At 69.5% G+C, this 23,842-nt stretch carries 21 protein-coding genes and 1 tRNA gene; 8 read left to right on the top strand and 14 right to left on the bottom strand.

Annotated elements, in window-relative coordinates; translation table 11 throughout:
* Nucleotides 1–86: 86 nt before the first annotated feature.
* From ACU5AX_RS16525 to metX, 3 genes are all read right to left on the bottom strand, one after another.
* Nucleotides 87–488 carry a response regulator gene (locus ACU5AX_RS16525; RefSeq protein WP_198354071.1) on the bottom strand — a complete coding sequence of 134 codons (402 nt, stop codon included), beginning with the start codon at nt 486–488 and terminating at the stop codon, nt 87–89.
* A 90-nt stretch (nt 489–578) separates the two neighbouring features.
* The gene (gene metW / locus ACU5AX_RS16530; protein ID WP_446691924.1) at nt 579–1,166 is read right to left on the bottom strand and encodes a methionine biosynthesis protein MetW; all 588 of its coding nucleotides are present in this window, start codon (nt 1,164–1,166) and stop codon (nt 579–581) included.
* Nucleotides 1,166–2,281 carry a homoserine O-acetyltransferase MetX gene (gene metX, locus ACU5AX_RS16535; protein WP_446691851.1) on the bottom strand — a complete coding sequence of 372 codons (1,116 nt, stop codon included), beginning with the start codon at nt 2,279–2,281 and terminating at the stop codon, nt 1,166–1,168. The genes metW and metX overlap by 1 nt, the downstream gene beginning before the upstream one ends.
* Nucleotides 2,282–2,392: 111 nt before the next feature.
* On the opposite strand from metX, the gene hisC reads away from it, so the two are divergent.
* The 3 genes from hisC (at nt 2,393) to ACU5AX_RS16550 (ending at nt 7,398) form a co-directional block, all read left to right on the top strand.
* Nucleotides 2,393–3,487 carry a histidinol-phosphate transaminase gene (gene hisC, locus ACU5AX_RS16540; protein WP_446691852.1) on the top strand — a complete coding sequence of 365 codons (1,095 nt, stop codon included), beginning with the start codon at nt 2,393–2,395 and terminating at the stop codon, nt 3,485–3,487.
* Complete coding sequence (locus ACU5AX_RS16545; protein WP_446691853.1) at nt 3,487–4,395, top strand: prephenate/arogenate dehydrogenase family protein; 909 nt, start codon at nt 3,487–3,489, stop codon at nt 4,393–4,395. The genes hisC and ACU5AX_RS16545 overlap by 1 nt, the downstream gene beginning before the upstream one ends.
* A 231-nt stretch (nt 4,396–4,626) precedes the next feature.
* Nucleotides 4,627–7,398: a TonB-dependent receptor gene (locus ACU5AX_RS16550; RefSeq protein ID WP_446691854.1), complete on the top strand. Its 2,772-nt coding sequence runs from the start codon at nt 4,627–4,629 to the stop codon at nt 7,396–7,398.
* 241 nt (nt 7,399–7,639) lie between these two features.
* Here ACU5AX_RS16550 and ACU5AX_RS16555 read toward each other — a convergent pair whose 3' ends face one another.
* The 4 genes from ACU5AX_RS16555 to ftsE are packed head-to-tail and all read right to left on the bottom strand — an operon-like array spanning nt 7,640 to nt 10,441.
* Nucleotides 7,640–8,323, bottom strand: coding sequence for a lysophospholipid acyltransferase family protein (locus tag ACU5AX_RS16555; RefSeq protein ID WP_446691925.1), 684 nt, complete (start codon nt 8,321–8,323; stop codon nt 7,640–7,642).
* On the bottom strand, nt 8,323–8,859 hold the full coding sequence (locus ACU5AX_RS16560; RefSeq protein WP_446691855.1) for a YdcF family protein: 537 nt from the start codon (nt 8,857–8,859) through the stop codon (nt 8,323–8,325). Before ACU5AX_RS16560 ends, ACU5AX_RS16555 begins: the two co-directional genes overlap by 1 nt.
* Nucleotides 8,856–9,734 (bottom strand): cell division protein FtsX, encoded by an 879-nt coding sequence (locus ACU5AX_RS16565; RefSeq protein WP_446691856.1) that lies wholly within the window; start codon nt 9,732–9,734, stop codon nt 8,856–8,858. Before ACU5AX_RS16565 ends, ACU5AX_RS16560 begins: the two co-directional genes overlap by 4 nt.
* Entirely contained in the window at nt 9,731–10,441 is a 711-nt protein-coding gene (gene ftsE / locus ACU5AX_RS16570; protein WP_198354064.1) for a cell division ATP-binding protein FtsE, read from the bottom strand. Before ftsE ends, ACU5AX_RS16565 begins: the two co-directional genes overlap by 4 nt.
* A 169-nt stretch (nt 10,442–10,610) precedes the next feature.
* On the opposite strand from ftsE, the gene ACU5AX_RS16575 reads away from it, so the two are divergent.
* Both ACU5AX_RS16575 and ACU5AX_RS16580 read left to right on the top strand, forming a co-directional pair.
* Complete coding sequence (locus ACU5AX_RS16575; protein ID WP_446691857.1) at nt 10,611–11,333, top strand: MJ0042-type zinc finger domain-containing protein; 723 nt, start codon at nt 10,611–10,613, stop codon at nt 11,331–11,333.
* 105 nt (nt 11,334–11,438) lie between these two features.
* Nucleotides 11,439–11,525 (top strand) — tRNA-Leu (locus ACU5AX_RS16580).
* A 40-nt stretch (nt 11,526–11,565) separates the two neighbouring features.
* Here ACU5AX_RS16580 and ACU5AX_RS16585 read toward each other — a convergent pair.
* From ACU5AX_RS16585 to ACU5AX_RS16615, 7 genes are all read right to left on the bottom strand, one after another.
* Nucleotides 11,566–12,189: a PilZ domain-containing protein gene (locus ACU5AX_RS16585; protein ID WP_446691858.1), complete on the bottom strand. Its 624-nt coding sequence runs from the start codon at nt 12,187–12,189 to the stop codon at nt 11,566–11,568.
* Complete coding sequence (locus ACU5AX_RS16590; protein ID WP_198354061.1) at nt 12,186–12,449, bottom strand: hypothetical protein; 264 nt, start codon at nt 12,447–12,449, stop codon at nt 12,186–12,188. Before ACU5AX_RS16590 ends, ACU5AX_RS16585 begins: the two co-directional genes overlap by 4 nt.
* 5 nt (nt 12,450–12,454) lie before the next feature.
* Nucleotides 12,455–17,425 (bottom strand): hypothetical protein, encoded by a 4,971-nt coding sequence (locus tag ACU5AX_RS16595; RefSeq protein ID WP_446691859.1) that lies wholly within the window; start codon nt 17,423–17,425, stop codon nt 12,455–12,457.
* A gap of 68 nt (nt 17,426–17,493) precedes the next feature.
* Nucleotides 17,494–18,606 carry a hypothetical protein gene (locus ACU5AX_RS16600; protein WP_446691860.1) on the bottom strand — a complete coding sequence of 371 codons (1,113 nt, stop codon included), beginning with the start codon at nt 18,604–18,606 and terminating at the stop codon, nt 17,494–17,496.
* A gap of 23 nt (nt 18,607–18,629) precedes the next feature.
* Complete coding sequence (locus ACU5AX_RS16605; protein WP_446691861.1) at nt 18,630–19,109, bottom strand: hypothetical protein; 480 nt, start codon at nt 19,107–19,109, stop codon at nt 18,630–18,632.
* An 11-nt stretch (nt 19,110–19,120) separates the two neighbouring features.
* On the bottom strand, nt 19,121–20,026 hold the full coding sequence (locus ACU5AX_RS16610; RefSeq protein WP_446691862.1) for a hypothetical protein: 906 nt from the start codon (nt 20,024–20,026) through the stop codon (nt 19,121–19,123).
* Between the two features lie 319 nt (nt 20,027–20,345).
* Nucleotides 20,346–20,807 (bottom strand): hypothetical protein, encoded by a 462-nt coding sequence (locus tag ACU5AX_RS16615; protein ID WP_446691863.1) that lies wholly within the window; start codon nt 20,805–20,807, stop codon nt 20,346–20,348.
* Nucleotides 20,808–21,017: 210 nt separating this feature from the next.
* On the opposite strand from ACU5AX_RS16615, the gene ACU5AX_RS16620 reads away from it, so the two are divergent.
* Genes ACU5AX_RS16620 through ACU5AX_RS16630 form a run of 3 tightly spaced genes read left to right on the top strand, consistent with a single transcriptional unit; the run spans nt 21,018 to nt 23,805 of the window.
* A complete protein-coding gene (locus ACU5AX_RS16620; protein ID WP_446691864.1) occupies nt 21,018–22,061 on the top strand; it encodes a type III polyketide synthase in 1,044 nt (347 codons plus the stop codon).
* A complete protein-coding gene (locus ACU5AX_RS16625) occupies nt 22,058–22,753 on the top strand; it encodes a methyltransferase domain-containing protein (protein ID WP_446691865.1) in 696 nt (231 codons plus the stop codon). The genes ACU5AX_RS16620 and ACU5AX_RS16625 overlap by 4 nt, the downstream gene beginning before the upstream one ends.
* The gene (locus ACU5AX_RS16630) at nt 22,732–23,805 is read left to right on the top strand and encodes an NAD(P)/FAD-dependent oxidoreductase (RefSeq protein ID WP_446691866.1); all 1,074 of its coding nucleotides are present in this window, start codon (nt 22,732–22,734) and stop codon (nt 23,803–23,805) included. Before ACU5AX_RS16625 ends, ACU5AX_RS16630 begins: the two co-directional genes overlap by 22 nt.
* Nucleotides 23,806–23,842: the final 37 nt, after the last annotated feature.

The following is a 23,842-nucleotide window of genomic DNA, read 5'->3' on the forward strand; positions in this document are numbered from 1 at the left end:
GACATCGGCCCATTGGGGCGTCGCATATCCAGGACCATCGCCTCAGGCCTAGCCAGGGCGCTCTCGCCGCCCTCACACTCGCGACGTCAGTTGCTGACCGACCGCAGCATCACCAGATCGTCGTTCGCCGCCGCGCCGCTGCCGTCCGACGCCAGCGCGGCCGCGGCGAGGATCGCCGACTCGCTGAACGGCTTGCGGATGTACCCGAGCGCGCAATCGCCATCGCAATTGATCTGCGTCGGATTGGCGGTGACGAACACGACCTTGACGCCATAGTCCTGCGCGATCCGGCGCGCGATCTGCGGGCCGGTAGGGCCGTCGCGCAGATTGACGTCGACGAAGGCGAACTCGCATTGCGCCGCCGCCTCGATCGCGCTCTCGCTGTCCGCCGCGATCGCCGCCACCCGATAACCGGCATCGATCAGGATCCGCTCGAGGTCGAGCGCGACAAAGATCTCATCTTCTACGATCAGGGCGGTTTTGGTCATATCTCGATCCGGTCTTGGCTGTGCCAAACACAGGTTAGCCCCGGATGTTCCGCGGTTCGTCGCATCGGCCGCCAGAAAGACGGCTGCCGCCTATCGCCGCAACAGGAAGACCGCGTGCTGCGCCAGCAGATTCGCCGCCGCCGAACTGCGCTGGCGGTCGCCCGACAGGAACCAGGCGCCCTCCACCGTGATCCGGCGATCCCGCAGGAAGGCGCGGAAATCGTCGACGGTCAGATGGTGGATGTTGGGCGTGTCATACCATTGCTCGGGCAGCTGAGGCGTCACCGGCATCCGCCCGCCCCACAACAGCGACAGCCGCACCCGCCATTGCGCGAAATTGGGGAAGCTGACGAAGGCGCGGCGGCCGATGCGCAGCAACTGGTCGAGCACCACGTCGGGCGCGCGCGCGGTCTGCAGCGTCTGGCTGAGGATCGCATAGTCGAAGCTGGCGTCGGGATAGCCGGCGAGATCGACGTCGGCGTCGCCCTGGATCACCGACAGGCCGCGCGCCACCGCCGCGGCGACGTTGCCGGGATCGATCTCCAGTCCGCGCGCGTCGCAGCCCTGCGCGTCGCGCAGCGCCGCCATCAATGCGCCGTCGCCGCAGCCGACGTCGAGCACGCGACTGCCCGGTGCGACATGGTCGGCGATCACCGCCAGATCGGGACGCAGCGCGATCACCGTCCGCCCCCCAGGAAGCCGTCGACCACGCGGTTCATCGCCGGCGCCTCGAGCAGGAAGGCGTCGTGGCCATAGGGGCTCGACAGCTCGACGAAGCTGACCGGCGCGCCCGCGGCGTTGAGCGCCTGGACGATGTTGCGCGATTCGGCGGTCGGGTAGAGCCAGTCGGTGTCGAAGCTGATCACGCAGAAGCGCGTCGCAGCGCCGCGGAAGGCGTTGGCGAGGAGGCCGCCATGTTCCTCCGCCAGATCGAAATAGTCGAGCGCGCGGGTGATGTAGAGATAGCTGTTGGCGTCGAACCGGTCGACGAAGCTCAGCCCCTGGTGGCGCAGATAGCTTTCCACCTGGAAATCGGCGTCGAAGCCGAAGCTCTTCGCCTCCCGCGCCTGCAGCCGCCGGCCGAACTTCTCGGTCAGCCCGGCCTCGGACAGATAGGTGATGTGCGCCGCCATCCGCGCCACCGCCAGGCCGGCGGCGGGCGGCTCGCCGGTGTAGTAATCGCCGCCGTTCCACTTCGGATCGGCCATGATCGCCTGCCGCCCGACCTCGTGAAAGGCGATGTTCTGCGCCGAATGGCGCGCGGTCGCGGCGATCACCACCGCCGCGGCGACGCGATCCGGGAAGGTCGCCGCCCAGCTCAGCGCCTGCATGCCGCCCATCGACCCGCCGACCACCGCCTTCAGCCGCGCGACGCCGAGATGGTCGAGCAGCAGCGCCTGCGCCCGCACCATGTCGCGGATCGTGATCACCGGGAAACTCATTCCCCACGGCCTGCCGGTCGCGGGGTTGATCGTCGCCGGGCCGGACGATCCCATGCAGCTGCCCAGCACGTTGGCGCAGATGACGAAGTCGCGTGCCGGATCGATCGGCTTGCCCGCGCCGATCAGCCGCGTCCACCAGCCTGGCTTGCCGGTGCGCGGATGGGCGGAGGCGACGTGCTGGTCGCCGGTCAGCGCATGGCAGACGAGGATCGCATTGCCGCCGTCCGCGTCGAGCGTGCCGTAGGTTTCATAGGCGATGTCGACCGGCGACAGCAGCACGCCGCCGTCGAGCCGGAGCGGCCCCGGCAGCGTCACCTGGCGCGACAGGCCGAAGCGCGGATCGTCGGACATAGGCCGCCCCGCTACGGCGCGAGCGCGCCGTGCGCAAGGCCGGCGCGGCGGATACACCATCCCCGCCGCCCGCCATTGGCTTGCCCGCCATTCGCGCTTACAGCCGCGCGCATGACCGCTCCTGCTCCCAAGCCCTGGATCCTGGGCATCGCCCCCTATGTTCCCGGCCGCGCCACCGCGGACGACGGACGCCGCGTCGTCAAACTGTCGTCGAACGAGAATCCGCTCGGCACGCCGGAGGCGGCGCGCGAGGCGTATCGCAGCGCCGCCACCGAGCTGGAACGCTATCCCGATGCCGCCGCGGTCGCGCTGCGCGGCGCGCTCGCCGACCATTACGGTATCGAGGCGGAGCGGATCATCTACGGCACCGGTTCCGACGAGGTGCTCCACCTCGCCGCCGGCGCCTTCGCAGGCCAAGGCGACGAGATCATCCACGTCCGCTACGGCTTCGCGGTCTACGAGATCGCCACCCGACGCGTCGGCGCGACGCCGGTGGTGGTGGCCGATCGCGACTATGCCAGCGACGTCGACGCGATCCTGGCGGCGGTGACCGACAGGACGCGGATCGTCTTCGTCGCCAATCCCAACAATCCGACCGGCACCTACACCGCCAAGGCGGAGATCGCGCGGCTGCACGCGGGGCTGCGTCCCGACATCCTGCTCGTCCTCGACCAGGCCTATACCGAATATCTCGATCCCGAGGACGACGATGGCGGGCTGGAGCTCGCCCGCACGACGCAAAACGTGCTGGTCACCCGCACCTTCTCGAAGATCTTCGGCCTCGCCTCCGAACGGATCGGCTGGGGCTATGCCGCGCCGGCGATCATCGACGCGATGCACCGCATCCGTGCGCCCTTCGCCTTCGGCATCGGCGCGCAGCGCGCCGCCGTCGCCGCGCTTGCCGATCATGACTTCGTCGCGCGCAGCCGCGAGCACAATCGGACATGGCGCGCCTGGTTCGCGCAGCAGGTCGACGCCATTCCCGGGCTGCGCGCGGTGCCGTCGAAGGCGAACTTCGTCCTCGTCACCTTCTCCGGCGCGCTGACCGGCGAGGCGGCCTATCAGGCGCTGATGGCGGCAGGCTATGCGACGCGCTGGCTGCCTGGCCAGGGGCTGCCCAACGCGCTGCGCATCACGATCGGCGCGGAGGACGAGATGCGTGCGGTCGTCGCCGTGCTGCGCGACGCGGCCGGCGCAGCGGGCTGATGCTGCCCTTCGCGCGGGTCACGATCATCGGGCTGGGGCTGATCGGATCGTCGATCGCGCGGGGCCTGCGCGCCTATAGCCCGACGGTGCGGATCACCGGCTATGACGCCGATCCGGCGGTGCGCGACACGGCGGTGCGGATCGACTTGGCCGACGACATCGCCGACACTGCCGGCACCGCGGTGATCGACGCCGACCTCGTCGTGCTGTGCGTCCCGGTCGGCGCGATCGGTGCGGCGGCGGCGGCGATCGCCGACGATCTGCCCGCCGACGCGATCGTCACCGATGTCGGGGGTGCCAAGGCCAGCGTCGCCGCCGCGATGCGCGCCGCCTTGCCGCAGGCGACGATCGTTCCCGGCCATCCCGTCGCCGGCACCGAGCACAGCGGCCCCGAATCGGGTTTCGCCAGCCTGTTCCGCGGCCGCTGGTGCATCCTGACCCCCGACGAGACCACTCCGGACGTCGCCACTGCGCGCGTCCGCGCCTTCTGGGAGACGCTCGGCGCCAGGGTCGAACTGATGACGGCCGAGCATCACGATCGCGTGCTGGCCGTGACCAGCCATGTGCCGCATCTGATCGCCTATGCGATCGTCGGCACCGCTTCCGACCTCGAACAGGTCACCCAGAGCGAGGTGATCGCCTATTCCGCCGGCGGCTTCCGCGACTTCACCCGCATCGCCGCCTCCGACCCGACGATGTGGCGCGACGTCTTCCTCAACAATCGCGAGGCGGTGCTGGAGATCCTGCAGCGCCTGACCGAGGACGTGACGATGCTGCAGCGCGCGATCCGTTGGGGCGATGGCGACGCCCTGTTCGACCTGTTCACCCGCACCCGCGCGATCCGCCGCGCGATCATCGACCAGGGCCAGGACGATCCCGCCCCCGACTTCGGCCGGGCGCACGATTGACGTCGATCGGCGCTGGTCGCTGCCCCCCGGTTTCCCGCGACAAAAGACGTCCGGATCGGGCCACCGTTATCGTCCTGAACCCACGGCTGAAATGCTGCGTCGCAGCAAGATCGTAACGCAAGCGTATCAAATCTGCTATCGGCGTTACACACGATTGCAGCGTCGCTCCCCTAGCGGCCCCTCCGCCACGCCCCGGACCATGGTCTGGACTAGATTGGGGGATTAAACATCATGACGTATCGTACGGCGCGTTTCGCGCTGTTCGTCGGTGCCGGCACGCTTGCCATGTTCACGCACGGAACGGCCCTAGCGGCGCTTCCAGGCCAAAGCGATCGCGACAGCGTCGCGCAGCGCGACGACCAGGATCGCGACGCGGACACGATCGTCGTGACCGGCAAGCGCGTCGCGATCGAAAAGGCACAGACCGAGCAGGTCAACAACGCCTCGCTCGTGTCGATCATCTCGGGCGAGGAATTGCGCGCGCAGCCGCAGCAGAATCTCGCCGACCTGCTGACCCGCCTGCCCGGGCTCAGCGCCTCGGTGAACCAGGCCTATAACGCGGCGGCGACGGGCGAATCGCAATATGTGACGATCCGCGGCCTCGACAGCGCCTATAACGCTTATGCCTTCGACGGCGTGCGCCTGGCGCAGACCGATGCCGGCACCCGCGCGATCTCGATGAACCTGCTGTCGCCCTTTTCGCTGGCGGAAGTGCGGGTCGACAAGGCACCGACCGCGGCGCAGGACGGCGACGCGATCGCCGGCGTGATCGATTTCCGCACCGCCTCGGCGCTGAACCTGCCCGACCATCATCTGCAGATCCGCGCGCAGGGTCAGCTCGCCGGCCGCGCCGCCGCGCGCGATCAGGACCGCTGGGGCGGCGCGATGCAGCTAGAGACCGCGCAGCGCCTCGGCGCGATCGGCATCTATGCCTCGGCCTATTACGGCAAAAAGAACGTCTACAGCGAATCGGTCGCGCCGCATAAGGATTACATCAACTATAACAACACCATTACCGGCAACGCCCGTGATCATCTGGACAATCTGTTCGCGCGCGGCGTGGAATGGAACGTGTTCCAGAACCGCATCGAGCGGTTCGGTGGCACGCTCAACATCGACTGGAAGAGCGACGCACTCGACCTCTATTCGCGGTCCACATATGGCGAATATCGCCTGAAGAGCTGGATGGATCAGGTCGCCGTCCGCCAGGTCAGCCTGTCGTCGGGGCAGGTCAATCCGAACCCCAAGTCGGGCATGTACGATGCCAATGGCTATGCGGCCATCTACGGCACCGGCGCGAGCAACTATTTTCGCACCGAGCACAGCAACCAGCGCCTGATCGTATCGCAACTGGGCGGCGAGGCGCGGTTGGGCGCGCTGACGGTGGACGTCCACGGCGCCTATTCGCGCGGCAAGACCGAATATCCGTTTCGTCTCCAGGACAAATATCAGACCCCGGCCTATATCGGCGCGGCGAGCGGCAGCAACGTCGCCCGCTTCCGGCTGGTCACCAGTCTGGCCGATCCGATCAACCCCCAGGTCGTGCTGGACGACGGCGCGCGCGCCGCGCTGACCAACCTGTCCAATTATCTGGCGACCTATTCGATCGTCCAGTTCGAACATGTCACGGAGAGCAAGGGCGAAGGCGCGGTCGACGCGACCTATCATCTCGCCGACCGCGGGCTCACCGCCCTTCAGGCGGGGGCGAAATACGAATCCGCCAAGCGCGATTCGAACAGCATCGATGAATCGCTCGAATATGATTATTCGGGCAGCAGCATCCCGAACCTCGCCTCGGTCCCCGGCAAGACGGTGAACGGCTTCATGCGCAATGGCGCGCAGGTGCCGATCTTCGTCCCCGCGATCGACTTCATCGAGGCGCAGGGACGCAATCTGTCGCTCAGCCAACTAGCGTCCGCCGACCCGACCCTGGTGCAGAGGAACCTGCTGCGCGGCACCGAGCAACGCGCCAGCGCCTATCTCCTCGCGAAGTTCGGCTTCGGCGCGCTGTCGATCCTGCCCGGGCTGCGTTTCGAGCATAACCGGTTCGGCGCCACCTATTGGGCCGACGATGTCGTCGCGGGCACGACGGCGAGCGGTTTCACCACCAGCACCAAGGCCTATGACGAATGGCTGCCCAGCGTCATCGCCGCCTATCGGCCCGACGCGGCGACCGTATACCGCCTGTCCGCACGGCGAAGCTATGCGCGACCGGCGTTCGGCATGCTGCTGGGGCCGACGCGACGCACCTATGACGTGCAGGGTAACCCCCCGGTCAGGACGCTGACCTCTGTGTCCGTATCCAACCCCGATCTGAAGGCGACGACCGCCTGGAACGTCGACGCCTCGTTCGAACGCAAGGGCGCGGGCACCGACCTGTTCTCCGTCGCGCTCTATTACAAGCGGCTGTCGAACGTCATGTTCTCGACCTCGATCACCAGCTACACCGTGGGCGAGGCGGTGCCGGCGGGCGCGGACGGCGTCGCGATCAACGCCACCTCCACCGACGGCAAGGGCGACGTCTATGGCGCCGAACTGTTCGGGCGCTACAGCCCGTCGTTCCTGCCCGGCGCTTTACGCGGCCTGGGCGTGCAGGGCACGGTGACGGTGCAGAAGGCGCAGTCGACGATCAAGGTCGACGCCACCCACTGGGTGAAGCTGCGCATGCCGGGCGCGCCGCAGGTAATGTTCGACTCGGAGCTGTTCTACAACCGCGGCCCGGTGTCGGCGGCGGTCGATTATGCCTATAGCGGCGACAAGCTGATCGCGGTCCGCTACCCCAGCCCGGACGCCTATCTGCAGCCCGCCTCGAACATGAACGTTACCATGAGCTACGACGTCGGCGGCGGCCTGACCGCGGGCGTCGCGGTGCAGAACGTGCTGAACAGCCACAGCTACTGGGCGACCTACGGCACCGGCACGGGGTTGCTGGGGCATGATCGGACGGGCGGCTATATCGAAGTCGGGCGGACGTATCTGCTCAACCTGTCCTATCGCTTCTGATCGGCCAGCGCCGGTCCGGCGCGCGATCATCGACCAGAGCCAGGACGACCCCGCACCGGATTTCGGCCGCGCGCACGATTGACGCTGTCCTACACGACCCGCCGCCGATAGCGTGCCGGCGTTCGGGTCTTTCTCATTGTCGATCGATTGCCCAGGGAGGCGGGATTTCGCGTTCAGGCGTCAAATCTGTCAAGACTCGCCATGTTTCGCCGCGCGTTCCGCCACTTGCGAAAGGCCTGGTTCACCCGTCCAGCGCGTTGATCGCCGCATGGACCGCCGCCTCGACCTGCGGGCGCGGCAGACCCGGCGGAATCGGCGCGCCGATGCGGATCGTCACCACGCCCGGCCGCTTGGGTCCGGACTTCGGCCACAGCCGCCCGGCGTCGAGCGCGATCGGCACCACCGGCAGACCGAGCGTGCGGTACAGGCCTGCAAAGCCGGATTGCAGCGGCGGCTGCTCGCCCGGCTCGACCCGCGTGCCTTCGGGATAGATCAGGATCGACCGCCCTTCCGCGGTCAACGCCCTGGCGTCGCGCATCATGCTGCGTAGCGCCGCCGCCGACGCCTCACGATCGGCGACGATCGCACCGTAGCGCAGCGCCGCCCAGCCCCAGAAGGGAATCCGGGTCAGCTCGCGCTTCAGCACCATCGCCGGACCGCCGAGGATCAGCTGCAGCTCCAGCGTCTCGAACATCGCCTGATGCTTCGCCGCATAGAAGACCGGTCCGGACGCCGGCTCGCCTTCGACGCGGACTTGGATGCCGAGCACGTAGCGGGTGAGCAACCGGTGCAGCCGGGCCCAGCCATGCGCATGGGCGATCATCGCCCGACGCCCGAACAGCGCCGACAGCGGCGTGAGCAGCACGATCGGCACCGACAGGCCGTAGAATAGGATCGCGAACGTCCAGGTCCGCAGCCACGCGATCACAAGCCCACCCCCAGCCACAGTGCGATCCGCCGCAGGATCAGCTTGTTGTATTCGTTGACCAAGGTGCCGAGGCGCGGGCTGCTCGGCACGCCATCGCCGAGGATCAGCACCTTGGGGCCGAGCACCGCCGCCAGTTCCATCCGCGCCCGCGGCACATGCCAGTCGGACGAGACGAGGCGCACGGTGCGATAGCCGTGGGCGCGCACCCAGGCGGCGGTCTCCTCGGCATTGGAACGGGTGTCGACCGCGTCGGCGCCAAGGTCGATGCAGCAATCGAACAGCGCCGCGGGCGTCTTGTATTCGCGCGCCAGGTCGATCGGGCGGACGCCGGGCGCGACGCCGGTGACCAGCATGCGCCGCGCCTGATGCGCCTGCAGCAGCGCGATGCCGCGATCGATCCGCCCGGCGCCGCCGGTCGGCACGACGATCGCATCGGTGGTATTGCCCACCAGCGGCCGCGGCAGCAGCAGCATGAAGGCGGCAAAGCCCAGGCACCAGCCGAGCGCGATCAGGCCAAGCGTGCGGACGATCACAGCGTTCGCCTCAGCGTCGTCAGCACCGCGATCCGGGCGGCAAGCGTCGCCAGGATGACGAAGCCGAGCGGCAGCAGCACCAGGGCGATCCAATCGCCGGTCGCCAGCGTCGCCGCGCCGAGCAATTCGGAGCCGAGCGCTGCGATCCGCGCCGCGATCAAGGCGAGCACCGCCAGCGCGGCGATCCCGCCCGCCGCGGCGCCCAAGGCGGCGTCCCGCGCGATCCGCCGCTGGAACAGCCGCGCGACCTGCACGTCGGTGGAGCCGAGCATATGCATCACCTCGATCGTCGCGCGATGCGTCTCCAGCCCGGCGCGCGCGGCGAGCACGACGACCGCGGCCATCGCCGACAGCATCAGCACGACCAGACCGAGCGCCAGCCAGGTCAGCGTGGTGAGCAGGCCGCTGACCGGCGACATCCAGCTTGCGTGCCGGTCGACGCGGCTCGATGCGCTGATCCGCCGGGCGATGCCCGCGACCGTATCGGCATTGCCGCCGGGGGCGAGATCGACGTCGATCATCGCCGGGATCGGCAGGTCGGCATCGCTGCTTGCCTCGCCCAGCCAGGGCGCGAGCAGGCGGGTCAGCGCGGCGCGGTCGACCAGCTGCACGCGGCGCACGCCGGGGGTGGCCCGCAGCGCCGCGACGATCGCCCCCGCCAGCCGGTCGCGGACCGCCGGGGCGCCCTCGACGACCTGGACCGTCAGGCGGCCGGCGATCTGTCGCTCGAGCGTATTGGCCGATCGCCGCGTGCCCAGTCCGGCTGCGGCGGCGAGCAGCGTCAGGAACAGCATGATCGCCATCACCCAGGTCATGCCGCGTTGCGTTCCCGCCTCGTCGAGGACGCGCCGCGCCGCGCCGGACCGCGCCGTCACGCGCTGCCCCGCGGGGGCGGCGGGTGGCGCAGCGCCCCGGTCGGGTCGAGCAGCCGGCCCTTGTCGAGCCGCATCATCGTCGCGCCGGGCACGCGGCTGAGCAGATGGAAATCGTGCGTCGCCACAACCACCGTCGTGCCCAGCTTGTTGAGCGAATCGAACAGCAGCAGCAGCCGGTCCGCCATCTCGGGATCGACGTTGCCGGTCGGCTCGTCGGCGACCAGGATCTCCGGCCGGCCGATCACCGCGCGGGCGATCGCGACGCGCTGCTGCTCGCCGCCCGACAGTGTCGCGGGCTTGGCACGCGCGCGCTCGGCAAGGCCGACCCAGGCCAGCATCTCGCGCACCGGCTGTTCCAGATCGTGCTCGGCGACTCCGGCGACGCGCAACGGCAGCGCGATATTGTCCCAGGCCGATAGATGCGGGACCAGGCGGAAGTCCTGAAAGACGACGCCGATGCGGCGGCGGAAGCCCGGCAACCGGCTGCGCGGCATTGTCACCGCATCCTCGCCGAACAGGCGGATGATGCCGCGGCTCGGCCGCTGCGACAGGTAGAGCAGCTTGAGCAGCGAGGTCTTGCCGGCGCCGCTCGCCCCGGTGAGGAAGTAGAAGGCGCCGCTGCCGAGCGCGAAGCTGAGGTCGGACAGCGTCTCTCCGCCCGTGCCGTAGCGCAGCCCAACATTCTCGAACTGCACGATGTTCGCCATGTGCGTGGCCGCGACCGCTTCCCGTGTGAACGGGCAGGCGATGCCCTGCCCCGTTCCGCCTTCGCATGCCCCGCGTGCGGCTTCAAGCTTGCCACGAGCGGGCGACGCGTGCTTAGCATCGCCGAACGTGCGGTCGGGTGGGCCGCGCGATCCCGTGAAGCGTCCCCGCATGATCCTCGAATGTCCCGAATGCCGCACCCGCTATTTGGTGCCCGACAGCGCGATCGGGGCGGACGGACGCACCGTGCGGTGCGCCAATTGCCGGCACAGCTGGTTCCAGGAACCGCCCGCGGCCGTGCCGGAGCCGCCCGTGGTCGCGCCCGCAGCCCCCGTGGAGGCCGACACGCCGCCGCTGGCGGAGACGGTACCCGCGTTCGTGCCGACGCCGCCGCTCGCCACCCCCGAACCGGTGTATGCGGCCCCCAGCTTCGACGCCTTCGCGCATCGTCCGCCGTTCCAGCCGCGCCGCAACCCGTCACGGCGGCGCACGCTGCTCGCCGTCGTCGCCGGGCTGCTGATGCTCGCCGCCGCGGCCGCGATCCTCTGGGTCGGCGCACCGGGCTTGTTGGCACGCGCCGGCCTGCCGGTGGCGAGCGAATCGCCGTTGCGGCTGAAGGACAATCCGATCGAGCGGCGCGAGCTGGAGAACGGGTCCGAACTGTTCGCGGTCAGCGGCCAGGTCACCAATCCGTCGGGCGAGCGCCAGCGCGTTCCCGATATCCGCGCCGAATTGCGCGATGCCCAGGGGCGGATCGTCTACAGCTGGACGATCACGCCGCAGCAGCGCACGCTCAACCCGGGCGCGTCGATCGACTTCAACTCGGCGAAGCTCGACGTGCCGTCCAATTCGAAGCGGCTCGAGCTCAGCTTTGCCGGCGAGGACGGCCGCTGAACTTTTGATGACGGTGCCGTGAAAACGGACGTTGCGCGGACCAAAACCCTTTGCTAGGGGCCTGCGCCTGCCAAGACGCCGGTCGATCCGGTGTTCTCATCACGTGCGGTCGTGGCGGAATTGGTAGACGCGCAACGTTGAGGTCGTTGTGGCCGAAAGGCCGTGGAAGTTCGAGTCTTCTCGACCGCACCATCATGTCCAGCTGGATAAGGACAGCCCCGCTGGGGCCCGATCAGCTGCCGTCGAGCACCTGCGACAGGCTGGTCAGCGGCAACGGCGTCGAAAAGCGGAAGCCGAAGCGGTCGCCGCGCGTCCAGCACACCACGCCGAAGCATAGCGCCTTGATTGCCGGCAGCAGGATGCTGCCCGCCTGCCCGACCTGCACCGTCTCCTCGGCCGCCAGCTTCACGCCGCCCGGCGAGATGTCGAGAATGTCGACGGCGAATCGCCGCTCGCCGATGCGCACGCTGCTCGCCGCGCGCATGGCGAAGCGCGGGGTGCGCATCACCAGCCCGCTCTCGTCCCGCAGGCAGAAGACGCGGGTCAGATCCTGGGGCGCGTCGAACGCGCAGCCGGCCTTGAAGCCGTTGACCCAGCGTACTGTCGCCCGCACTTCGGGCAGGCCGCGGACCTCGATGAGCAGCACGTCGTCGACGACGGGCGGCGTGGTGAACCGCGCCATCAGCCCGCTGGCCGAAATGTCGTGAACCAGACAGGCGGATTCCCCGCTGTCGCCGCGCACCCGCCCGACGAGCAGCACGGTGGCGTGGCGCCGATCCTGACGGCGATCGTCGAGTGAGGGCGCGAACGGCAGCGCCGCGAATTGGGGTGGCAGCAGCGTTGGTTGCATCGTCATGCCTTTCCGATGCGTGGCAGGGGAGAACAGGGAAACGGCCCGGCCGCGGCGCGCAGCAACCGCGAGCGAAATTTGACGCGCTGCCAATAGGTCGCATCGGCGAGTTGCCAGCGGCCGACGGCGGCGGCGGCATAGCCGTCGATCAACGCCTCGGCATCCTCGCGCGGCATCTGCGCGAAACGCAGCGCCAGCGTCTCGAGCGGTGGCAGCGTTTCCAGCGCGGGCAGCGTCCTTAAGGCAACTTGCGGAGCAGGCATCATCGGTATCACCGTCCAAGGAGGGCACGCGTCGCACCACGCAGCGACGATTGGTCGAACTTGAGCCGCAGGGTCAGATACGGGCCCTGGCGGGTGTAGCGGTCATCGGAAAAATCCCGGTCGCGATAGCCGGACAGATTATAGCCGGCGCTGAGCCACAGATTGGGCGCGGGTGAGACGCCTGCGGTCGGCCCGCCGCTCCACGACCAGGCACCACGGTTCCAGGCATGCTGCACCGATCCGGCGACGCCGATGTCGAAACGGGTGCCGATGTCCTGACGGAGGTCGAACCCGACAACGTCGATGAAGCCGTCGTAGACGTCGTCGGCAAAACGGCCGCGGACGTATTTCGCGCCATGGTAGACGGTGCCTTCGAAGCCGTGGCCGAGCCCCTCCGGGCCGCTGCGATAGTTGATCGCGAGATTGTTGATCGCGCGGAAGGTGATCTGCGCACTGGCACCGTTGGCCGGCACGCCCAGCACGTTGGCGTCGGTGAAGCCCGCGTCGGCGCGCTCGTGGCGCAGCTCGAACCGCTCGAGCAAGGACCAGCGACTGTCGAGCGGACGCCAAGCGAGCGCGAGATCGGCAGAGGCATAGGCGGCGACTGCGCCCGTCCGATCGGTGGCGGTATAGGCCTTCAGGCTGGACGCCAGCGTCTTGCCCTCGCCGAGCGTGCGCAACAGGCTGGTGGTGAGGCCGATCCGATCCTCCTCCGCCGAGGCGCGATATTCGACCCGGCCGGTCCACGACCAGCGCGCCGCGCGATAAGTCGCGCCGAGCGTGGCGGCGGTGAAGTCGCCCTGCATCTGCGTCGCCTGCCCGGCCTGGCCGACTAGGCCGCCGGAGGCGACCGGCTGGAAGGCGTTGATCACCGCGCCCTTGGGAATGCTGCCGCGCACCGTGTTGGAGGCGTCGAGCGTCGCGTCGACCGTCCACTGCTTGCCGAGCGGCAGCGACTGGCTGAGCCCATATTGCGCATAGGTGCGGCCGCCATTCTCGCCGATCGCCTGCTGGTTGAGCGTGCTCATCAGCTTGGCGCCGGTCCAGGGCGCAACGTCGAAGCCGAGTTGGGCGGTATGGGCGGTGAAGGCGGCGCCGTCGGCGATCTCATAGCCGGTGAGCAGGCGGATGCCCGGCTTCACCTTCCACGCCGCGGTCAGCTGATGGCGGACGGGGAAGTCGACCGACGACTTCTGGCCGCCTGGCGCGAATTGCGTCTGGCCGGCGAGGGTCAGGGCACCGTCGAACAGCACCTGCGTGCCACCGAGCGTCAGCAGGCGCGAATCGCGGTCCTTGCCGTCGATGCCCCGGTCGGCGGCGAACTGGCCGCCGACGAAGATTGTGCCGGTGGCGCGGCGATAGTCGAGGCGGACCTCGCCCGCGGTGCGGGTCGCTGCGCTCGCCAGCATGTCCTGATGCCAGGCGGTGCCGGTCACCGACAGCCGCTTGCCGAAGGCGACATGGCCGTCGACGCCAACCTTGCGCGTGCCCGCCTCGACGAGGTTCTGCTGGCCGACGCCGAAGCCGCCATCCTGCTGGCGGACGTAGCCGAGCAGGTCGAGGCCGCCGCCGTGATGCTCCGCCTCGGCGAGATAGGCGAGGCCGCCCGACAAGCCGGTCTTGCCGCCGGTCGCGATCTCGCCGCGCAGCTCGGTCGCGCCGAGGCGGGCGCGGATGTCGGCGCCGGCGATGGTGGCGTTGCCGATCGTCTCGTCGCGCAACCCGCTGGCGCCGATCTCGACCCGGCCGACCTTGGCAGCGACGCGGGCACCGGCGGCGAGGCGGCCCGCCTTGCCGCCCTCGACCTCGTAATCGGCGACGATGAAGATCGGATTCTGGCTGGCGTCGCGGCTGAGCACCGGCTGGCGGAAACGAACGGTGCCGAGATCGATGTCGATGTCGTAATCGATATGGCGGGTCAGCTGGGTGACCGAGACGATCAGCTCCGAGCGGAAGCGGTCGCGCACCTCGATGCGCAGCTTGTCGCTGTTGGGGACGATGCCGCGGGCGTGCAGCCGGTAGGGGCCGGACAGGCCGTTGCCCTGGATCTCGTCGCGCGCGTAGAGCGTGTCGGTCTTGGCCGCGAAGGCCTGGCCGGCGATGCGGCGGCCCTGATAGCCGAGCTTGGCGCCCGAAAGGGTACGGCTGTAGCGGGTCAGCTGGGTGTCGGTGAAGCCGGTCTCGAAATCGCCGAACAAGGCGTAGAATTCCCGCCGTTCGAGGCGGAGGTAGAGCTTGCGGCGGGTCGCGGCGTCATAGCCCTGCGCGCTGCCGTCGCCATAGACGGTGTAATAGCGGTCCGGGTCGATCGTCCCGAGCAGGCCGCGGTCGGGGTCGTAGACGCGGTCGCTGTCATAGGCGAGGGTCAGCAGCCACTGCCCCTTGATCCGGCCCTTGGCATAAAGGGCGAGCTGGCCATCGGTGACCAGCCCGTCGCGCTGCCCGCGCGGCAAGGTGCTGCCGTGGCGGCGCAGCACGTCATAGCCGACCGTGCCCGCGCCGAAGCCGACGACGGTCCAGTCCTTCTGCGCCGCCGCCAGCCAGGCGCGGACGTCAATGCTGCGAAGTTGACGATCTTCACGCAGAGACACGGTGGCGTGGACGGCGCCGGCCTGAGTGGTCGGCTGGAGCGCGAGGAACGCATAGCCGCCGTCGCCGACGACCGGCGCGACCGTCGCCGCCGCCTCGCGGCCGGCAAGCTGGCGACCCTGTTGCAGCGCCGCCTCGACCGCCGCCTGATAGGGCTGATCGACGTGGAAAGGTATCAGAGTACCCGCCCGCACCGGCTGACCGTCCTTGTCGGTGACGCGGATGGCGAGCAGCGGGCGGGTCAGGCCATCGGCGACGAGACGGCTCTTGCCGGCATCGAATACCGCACGGACCGGCGCACCGGCATAATGGACGACGCGATCGAGCGTCGTCACCAGCGCGCCATCGGCGCCGAGCACGCGCGCGACGAGGCGGTTGTCACCCTCGACCAAGGGGAGCCCGGTCCATTTGGACACCGCGACGCCGGCGCCGGCATCGGTGCCGTCGAAGGCGAGCGGATCGGTCTGGCGGCCGTTGACGGTCAGCGCGATCCGCTGGCCGGGCAGATGCTTGATCGCGACGCGCAGCGCCGGCGCGCGCGGATTGTGGCCGACCTGCGGGAACAGCCAGTCGACGCCCGGCGTCTGGCCATTCAGCCAGTCGCGGTTGCCCGCCGCTTCCGCATCGCTGGCGGCGACGATCGGCAACGCATCGGCGGCGGCCGCCGCCTTGCCGGTCGGGCGCAGCTGGAAGTCGACGCGCTTGAGCAGGCCGCCATCGCCTTCGACGAAGCGCGAAATGGGGCTGCGCGCCTGGCGCGTGTCGACATCGCACGCGATCGGTGCATAGCTGGCCGGGATGCTGTTGGTGTCGAGCTGGACGACATGGCGGCCGGGCCGCACGCCCTCGAAATGGTAGAGGCCGTCGCGGTCGGTGACGACGAAGGTACCGTCCTCGAGCAGCAGGCGGATGCCGGCGATGCCCTTGCGCTTGGCCGCGGGATCGCCGCACGCGCCTTCCGACACGCGGCCGATCACGGTCATCGCGTCGGTGAACAGCAGCGGCCGCAGCCGCACCGAGGCCGCCGCCTGGTTGCTGGTGACACCGACGCTGCCGCTCGCCTGGGCACGATTGAGCGCCTCGCCGACCGGCGCGCCGGGGGCGACGCTGACCACGTAGCGGATGTCGAGCATCTGCCCGGCGGGCAGCGCCGGCAGCACGAAGGACAGGTTGCGCCCGTCGCCCGACACCTGCGGCTCCGCGGCGCCGCGCACCGAGCCGCGTTCATAGCGCAGCCCGACCGGCAGATAGTCGGACAGCGTCAGCCCCTTGGCCGCGACCGTATCGCGATTGGTCAGCTGCAGCCGGTATTGGATGAAATCACCCGGCGAGGCGTCGCGTACCGAGGCGGTCTTGGCGAGCAGCAGCGTGCCGTTGCCCGGCCGGTCGAGCGGAATGTCGACATAGACCGGATCGGCGGTCGCCAGCGCGAACTGGCCGCCGTAGCTGGCGGCGGAGATGATGAAGCGCGTCCCCTCCGGCGTGACCAGCGGCGCCAGCGCCGCCGGCGCGACCACCGACGGTGCCTTGTAATCGCCGGGCGGATCGACGCGCAGCGTGTAATAGCCCGCGGCGGCAAAGGGGAAGCGATAGCGACCGGAAATCGCCTGATAGATGCGGCCGCTGGCATCGGTGACCGCGCGGCCGGTGACGACGGTCGAGGGATAGGCGCTGACGCCGTCGTCGCCATAGACGGTCGCCGGCCGGCCATTGGCGTCGAGCAGCGTCACCGTGGCACCGTCGACCACCGCGCCGCTGCGCGAATCAAAGACGTAGCCGGCAGGATCGATCAGCAGGTCGTAGACCGACGGATAGCTGCTGTCCGTTTCCGGAAAGGCAAGGCGGACGTGATCGCCCGGCTTGATCGGCGGCGCGCAGGCGGCGAGGCCAGCGTCCGCCATCGCGTCGATCGCCGGCACCGCGCCGGCGAAGACGCCGGTGTCGGCGTCCGTCTCGAGCAGCGGCAGCTTGGCCGCGTTGCCGCCGATCGATACGTCGAGCGACACGGTTTCGCGCTTGGTCGAATCGTGGTTCTCGCCATCGGCGTCGATGACGATGATCATCGGCCGGTAGATGTCGATCGCGGCGAGCCGCGGGCTGCTCGCCAGCGTCGCCGGATCGATCGGCGCCGGCACGAAGGTGCTGCCGTCACAGCGCGCACCGGTCGGGGTGAAGCCGTTGGGCAGCAGGCGGAAACTGATGCTGGTGGGTCGCTTGGTGCGCTGTGTGTCGAGCGCCACCGTATTGGACCGGATCGCCTGCGTCGCGCCGCCCGTCTCGAACGTCAGTGTCGCGGTGTTCTCGACATGCGTCTGCGCGGCCGCCGGCAGGGTGCCGAGGCCGAGACACAGGAGGACCGCGAGACGGAGGAGCAGCCGGACGATAGGCATAGGTCGGGTGGTGCCCGGCGCGGGGACGGCCGCGCCGGGTCCGGTTCCTTTCTGTGCGAGGTGGGCGGTTAGTTGATCTTGACGCGGAAGCTCGCCGCCAGCGACGCGCCGCCGGCCAGCGTCGGGATGGTCGCCGTCACCGTCTTGGTGCTGGTGTTGAACGAGCCCATGTACGGGCCCGCCGCCTGCGACCCGTCGTCATTCTGCGGATAGCCGTTGATCAGGCAGGCGCCGGCGGCGCCGACGTTGCCGACGTTGATCGAGCCGGGGACGTAGGTGGTGTTGGCGGGGATGACGTCGGTCAGGTTGACGCCGCTCGCCGGGGTTCCCGCGGTGGCGTTGCTGACGGTCAGGCAATATTGCACGATCGCGCCGGGCAGCGCCTTGGGATTGAGCGTGCTGACGCCATCGGAGATGACGCTGGCGGTCTTGGTGACGGTCAGTGCGACCGAATGCACACCGACTTCATAGGCGGCATAGGCCCAGCCCTGGCCGTTGCGGGCGGTATCGTAGCCCAGAGTGCCGTCATTGTCGTCATCGGCGAAGACGATGTCGATCTCGCTGTCCTGGTTGACCGTGTTGAGCGGCGTCGGGATCAGCGCCGCACCGGCGGTGCCGGCCGTACCACCGGCAGCGACGGTGGCATCGAGGCCGACCATCGCCATCGAAGCGAGCGGCGAGGTCGGGATGTCGCCGACGATGAACACCGTCGCGCGCGCATCGGGCGCCAGTTCGTCGATGTACGTCGCGGTGTCGACGCCGGGATCGTAGGTGCCATTGCCGTTGGAATCGACGTAGATCTTCAGGTTGGACAGATCGAAATTGTCGGTCCCGGTCAAAATCCCGGTTGGGATCAATTGGTTGGCCGATAGCAGGAAATCCTGCGTCGCATTGGTGTTGTTGGTGACCTGAAATGTCGTCACCGCGCCGGTCTGGCCCAGATTGACCTGGGTATTGGCACTCTGCGCGGTGATCACGGTCAGATTGACCTTGCGGTCGACGACGAAGGTCGCGGTGTTCGACGTCGCGGTGCCGGCGGTGCCGTTGACCGTATAGGTGGCGCTGGCGGTGTTGGTGATCTGCGTGCCCGCGGTGGTGCCGGTCTGCGCCTGGGCGGTGCCGATCGACGCGACGGCGGCCGTCCCGGCCAGCCAGTATCGCGTCAGGCGATAGCGATTCATGATGATAACCCCCTGTTGCAATGTCACTTGAGGACGGCCTGGAACGCGAGTTCACCTCCCTGCCCGGCCGCAATGGGGCTGGAGAGGCGCCACCGGACGTGGGTGACATCGTCGAGCGTGGCGGGCCGCGGACCCTGCGGGCCGGCCACGGTGAGGGCGGAAAGCGGCCCGTAGGTGCTGCCGTCGACCGACAGCTCGGGCGCGGCGGAGCCCGGCGCGGGATTGCGATAGGCGATGTTGCGCGGCACCGGATTGGCCAGCACGACGTTGCCGATCGGCTGCGCGCCGGTGTTGCGATAGGCGAGGACGACGGTGATGCGCGCACCGGGCACCGCCTTGACCGCCGGCACCATCTGGATGCGGGTGGTGCCGTCGGCGGCGGCGATGCGCTTCTCGACCATCATCCGCGTGGCGATGGTCAGCGGCCCGGCGGCCAGCGCCGGCGCCGCGGCGGCGACCGCGCCGGTCAGCGCGAAGGCAGCGGCGATACGTGGGAAGGACACGGACAATCTCCTCATTGGATGGTCACCTGGAAACGGAGGGTGCGGAGCGCCGGGCCGGCGATGTCGCCGAGCGCGACGGCGATGCGGCCGCCGGCGTCGAGGCCGCTGGCATCGCTGACCGGCGTGTCGTCGAGGGTCAGGCTGCCCGCGCGGTAGAGCGTGCCGGCGGGGATTGGATCGAGCAGGCGCGCGCCCCGCACCGGCCGGGTGAAGCGCGCTTCCAGCGTGTAGGTGATGACGGCGCCGGCGACCGCGCGGGTCGATCCGTCGGCGGCGCGCACCGCCTGCGACTTGATCAGCGTCGGCAGGCCCTGCGCGTCGCCGATCGGCACGACCAGGCTGGCGGCGGCGCCGGTCGCGCCGGTCATTGCATCGCCGCCGCCGTCGCCGGCGCCGGTGATCGTCGTACCCTGCGGCCCGCTGCCGGTGGCGGCGCGGGCGTTCACCGTCAGCGCGACCGCCGTGACCGGATCGGCGGCGGCGTCGATCAGCACCAGCAGGCGCAGCGTCGCGCCGGGCGCGAGCAGCGGCGTATGCCCCTGAACGAGCAACGTATCGGCCGGACCGAGGCGTCCATCACCATCGGTGTCGATGGCGACGCCGCGCACGGTGGCGGTGGTATCGGACAGTGCGGCGGAAAGGTCGAACGCCTCGTCGCCGTTGCCGCGGTTGGTCAGCAGCACGGGGACGGTGGCGCCGCCGGCACCGATGGCGACCGCCGTGTCGTCGGCGCGGACGAGCGCGACGTCGAGCCGTTCGCCGACGCGTAACACGACCGGGTTGGACGCGATCGTCCAGCGCCCTTCCTTGCCGGTCACCTCGACAGTGGCGACGTTGCTGATCTGCGTCCCGGCACGCGTGTCCGCACCGGCTTCCGCCACGATCATCGTCGACGACACCATGGCGAGCGCAAGCATTGCTGCCGCACCGCTGCCAAACGCCCGCCCGACATTGTCCCCTATACTTGCGATCGTCACCGACCCCAACCCCGTGTGTTATGCACGGGGGAGAAAATCAGGGTTCGTGCTTAAACAAGATTTACTGAACCAGAATGCAATCCGATGTTTTCAATCGGGATCAAAGCGGGTGGATCTGGTCAGCCGCAGATGCACACTGGTGGGGACGTCAGGGAGAGGAACCGTGCCAGACAGATCGCAAAACGGGTATGATACACCCGCCCTTCCCCTTTTGCGGACGTAATAAAATTATCCGCCGTTTCGATCTGTTATCGCAGGATTACGCCGCGCCGAGCCGGCGCAGATAGGCCAATACGGCGCTATGGCCCGAATCGCTGAGCGAGATTTCCATCCGGCGGCGGTCGATCGGATCGATGACGCGATCGATCAGCTTGAGCTTGTGGAGATGGTCGATCCAGCGCTGCGAGGTGGTGACCGGGGCGGCGGCGGTGCTGACCAGCGTCTTGACGTTCATCGTCCGTCGCTCCTCATGCGCGACGAAGAGCGCCAGCAGCATGTCCCAGGCGGGTTCGTGGAACAGATCGGCGGGAAGATGCTCGAACCGCGCGGCTCGCTGCGAGAGCAACTGGCGGGCGATGTCGCCCGGTGGACGCTGGCCATGCTGGGCGGTGAGCGTGGTCTGGCTCATCAGGCGATCCGCCCGCGAACCGAAGTCCACCGCTATTGCGGACAATTGGGTGGTCAGGTCCTTGACCAGCCCCGCAACCGTTTCTTCCGCCACCTTGTACGCTCTCCCGTCAGCGTCTGCCAGCCATGGTTCCGGTATCATTCGGAACCGGAAAAAAACAAGTTCATTCCGACATTTGGACAAATTCGGACAGATAAACTAACTTTTATTTCATACTGGCTTGGCGAACGAGAATGACGGGCCCGAGGTTCCCGCCGGCGCGTTTCATCCCCATCAATCGCCTGCGGGCCAGGAAGGAGCTGCGTGACCGCCTATCTCCACGCCGTGGGTGTCGCCGTACCCCCGCATGACGTTCATCAGGCCTTTCTCGATTGGGCGGACGCGCGACTGAACACGCGGCCGCGCGCCTTGTTCGACCGGATGGCGGCGCGATCGGGCATTGCGCACCGCTGGTCGGTGCTCCCCGATCCGACCGCGGCGGGCGGCTTCTACGCCGGCGCCATGTCGGGCACCGCGTCGCGGATGGCCATCTATGCCGAGGAAGCGCCGCGACTGGCGCTCGCCGCGATCGCCGATCTCGCCGGGCAGGCCGACACAAATGGCATCACCCATCTGGTGGTGGCGAGCTGCACCGGCTTCGTCGCGCCGGGCGTCGACCAGATCATCGCCCACGCGCTGGGGCTGTCGCGCCAGGTCGAACGGACGCTGATCGGCTTCATGGGCTGCTATGCCGCGGTGGTCGCACTGCGCACCGCGCGGCATATCGTCCGGTCGGAGCCCAAGGCGCGCGTGCTGGTGGTGACGGTGGAGCTGTCGACGCTGCACCTGCAGGACACCGACGATGTCGGCGCCCTGCTCGCCATGCTGCAGTTCGGCGACGGTGCCGCGGCCGCGCTGGTGACGGGAGAGCCGGGCGGCATTGCGCTCGGCCAGCCGTTCGCCGCGACGGTGCCGGACAGCGCCGCGCTGATCCGCTGGACGGTCACCGACCAGGGCTTCGTCATGCATCTCGACGGCGCGGTGCCGGCGCGGATCGCTGGCGCGCTTGCCGATCCGGAGCTGATCGCCAGCATCGTCGGCGATGCCGTGCCGGACGATCTGTTCTGGGCGGTGCACGCCGGCGGCCGATCGATCCTCGACGCGGTCGAACAGGCGCTGGGCCTGCCGCCGGCGGCGCTCGCCGCGTCGCGGGCGGTGCTGCACGACAAGGGCAATATGTCGTCGGCGACGCTGATGTTCGTGCTGGCGCGGATGCTCGCCGCGCCGCCGGGTCCCCACGCCGGCGTGGCGCTCGCCTTCGGACCGGGGCTGGCGGCGGAGGGGCTGGCGCTGGAGCGGGTGGCGTGACGCTGGCGGTGCGCAGCACGGCCGAGGAGTTGATGGACGCGGACGACCTGCCCGCCGACGTCTATGCCGCGGTCGTCGCCGACCTGGCGCGGGTCAATACCGTGACGCTGGCGCGGCGGCCGACGCTCGCCTTCCTCGACCGGATCGCGGCGGTAGCGGACGGCGCGACGCTCCGCTTGCTCGACGTCGGCTTCGGCGACGGCGACATGCTGCGCGCGATCGCCCGCTGGGCCCGGCGGCGGGGCGTCGCGATGATGCTGGCCGGCGTCGACCTCAACCCGCGCAGCGAGGCGGCGGCCCGCGCGCACACCGATCCCGCCGATGCGATCCACTACGTCACCGGCGACTATGCCGATCTTGCCGGACAGGGCTGGGACGTGGTGATCAGCAGCCTGGTCGCGCATCACATGACGCACGCGCAACTCGTTGCCTTCTTGCGCTTCATGGAAGCGGAAGCGGCACGCGGCTGGTTCGTCAACGACCTGCATCGCCACGGCTTCGCTTATGCCGGCTATCCGCTGCTCGCCCGCGTCGCCGGCTGGCATCCGATCGTCCGCCACGACGGCCGGCTGTCGATCGCGCGCGCCTATCGCCCTTCCGAATGGCCGCCGCTGCTCGCCGCGGCCGGCGTGCGCGACGCCCGCGTCTTCCGTGCCTTTCCGTTCCGGTTATGCGTCGAACGGCGGCGCTGATCATCGGCGGCGGGCCGGCCGGTTGCGCTGCCGCGATCACGCTGGCACGCGGCGGCGTCGCGCCGTTGCTGGTCGAGCGCCAGCCGGCCGGCGACGCGCTGTGCGGCGGCTTCGTCAGCTGGCGGACGGTGGCGCGCATCGCCGAACTGGGCGTCGATCCCGCCAGCCTGGGCGGCCACCGCGTCGACGGCGTGGCGCTGTTCGCCGGCCGCCGGGTGCATCGGGCGCGCCTGCCCGCGCCGGCGATGGGCCTGTCGCGCCGCCGGCTCGACACGGAGCTGCGGGCCGCGGCCGCACGGGTCGGCGTCACCTGCCTCAGCGGCGTGGCGGTGCGCAGTCTCGACGCGGGCATCGCGACGCTGGCGGACGGCGCGACGATCGCCGCCGACACGCTGTTCCTCGCCACCGGCAAGCACGATTTGCGCGGCCACGCCCGCCCCGCCGCCGCGCGCGGCGACGATCCGACGCTCGGCCTGCGCCTGCGGCTGCACCCGCCGCGCGACGTCGCCGCGGCGCTGGCCGGGCAGATCGAGCTGCACCTGTTCGACCGCGGCTATGCCGGCATCGTCGCGCAGGAGGATGGCAGTGCCAACATCTGCCTGGCGGTGCATCGGTCGCGGCTGCACGCGGCGGGCACGCCGCTGGCGCTGCTCGAGACGTTGGCGCGCGAGCACCCAGCACTGGGAGCGCGACTCGCCGGGCTCGACGCGACGGCAACGATCGATGCGATCGCCAACGTCCCCTATGGCTGGCGACAGCGCGACGGCACCCCCGGCCTGTACCGGCTCGGCGACCAGGCGGCGGTGATCCCGTCGCTGGCCGGGGAGGGCATGGGCATCGCGCTCGCCAGCGGCATCGACGCCGCCCGTGCGCATCTGGCGGGCGAATGCGCCAGCCGCTGGCAGCCGCGCTTCGCCCGCCGCGTGGCGCGGCCGATGGCGGTCGCCGGCGCGGCGCGGCGGGTCGCGGAAAGCCGCTGGTCGTCGCCGCTCGTCGCGCTGCTGCCGCCGCGACTGATCCAGGTCATGGCGGCGGTGACCAGGGTCGGCTGACGACCTTGACGACGCCCACGCCGCCCAGGAAGGTAAC

The sequence above is a fragment of the Sphingomonas benefaciens genome (assembly GCF_052907485.1).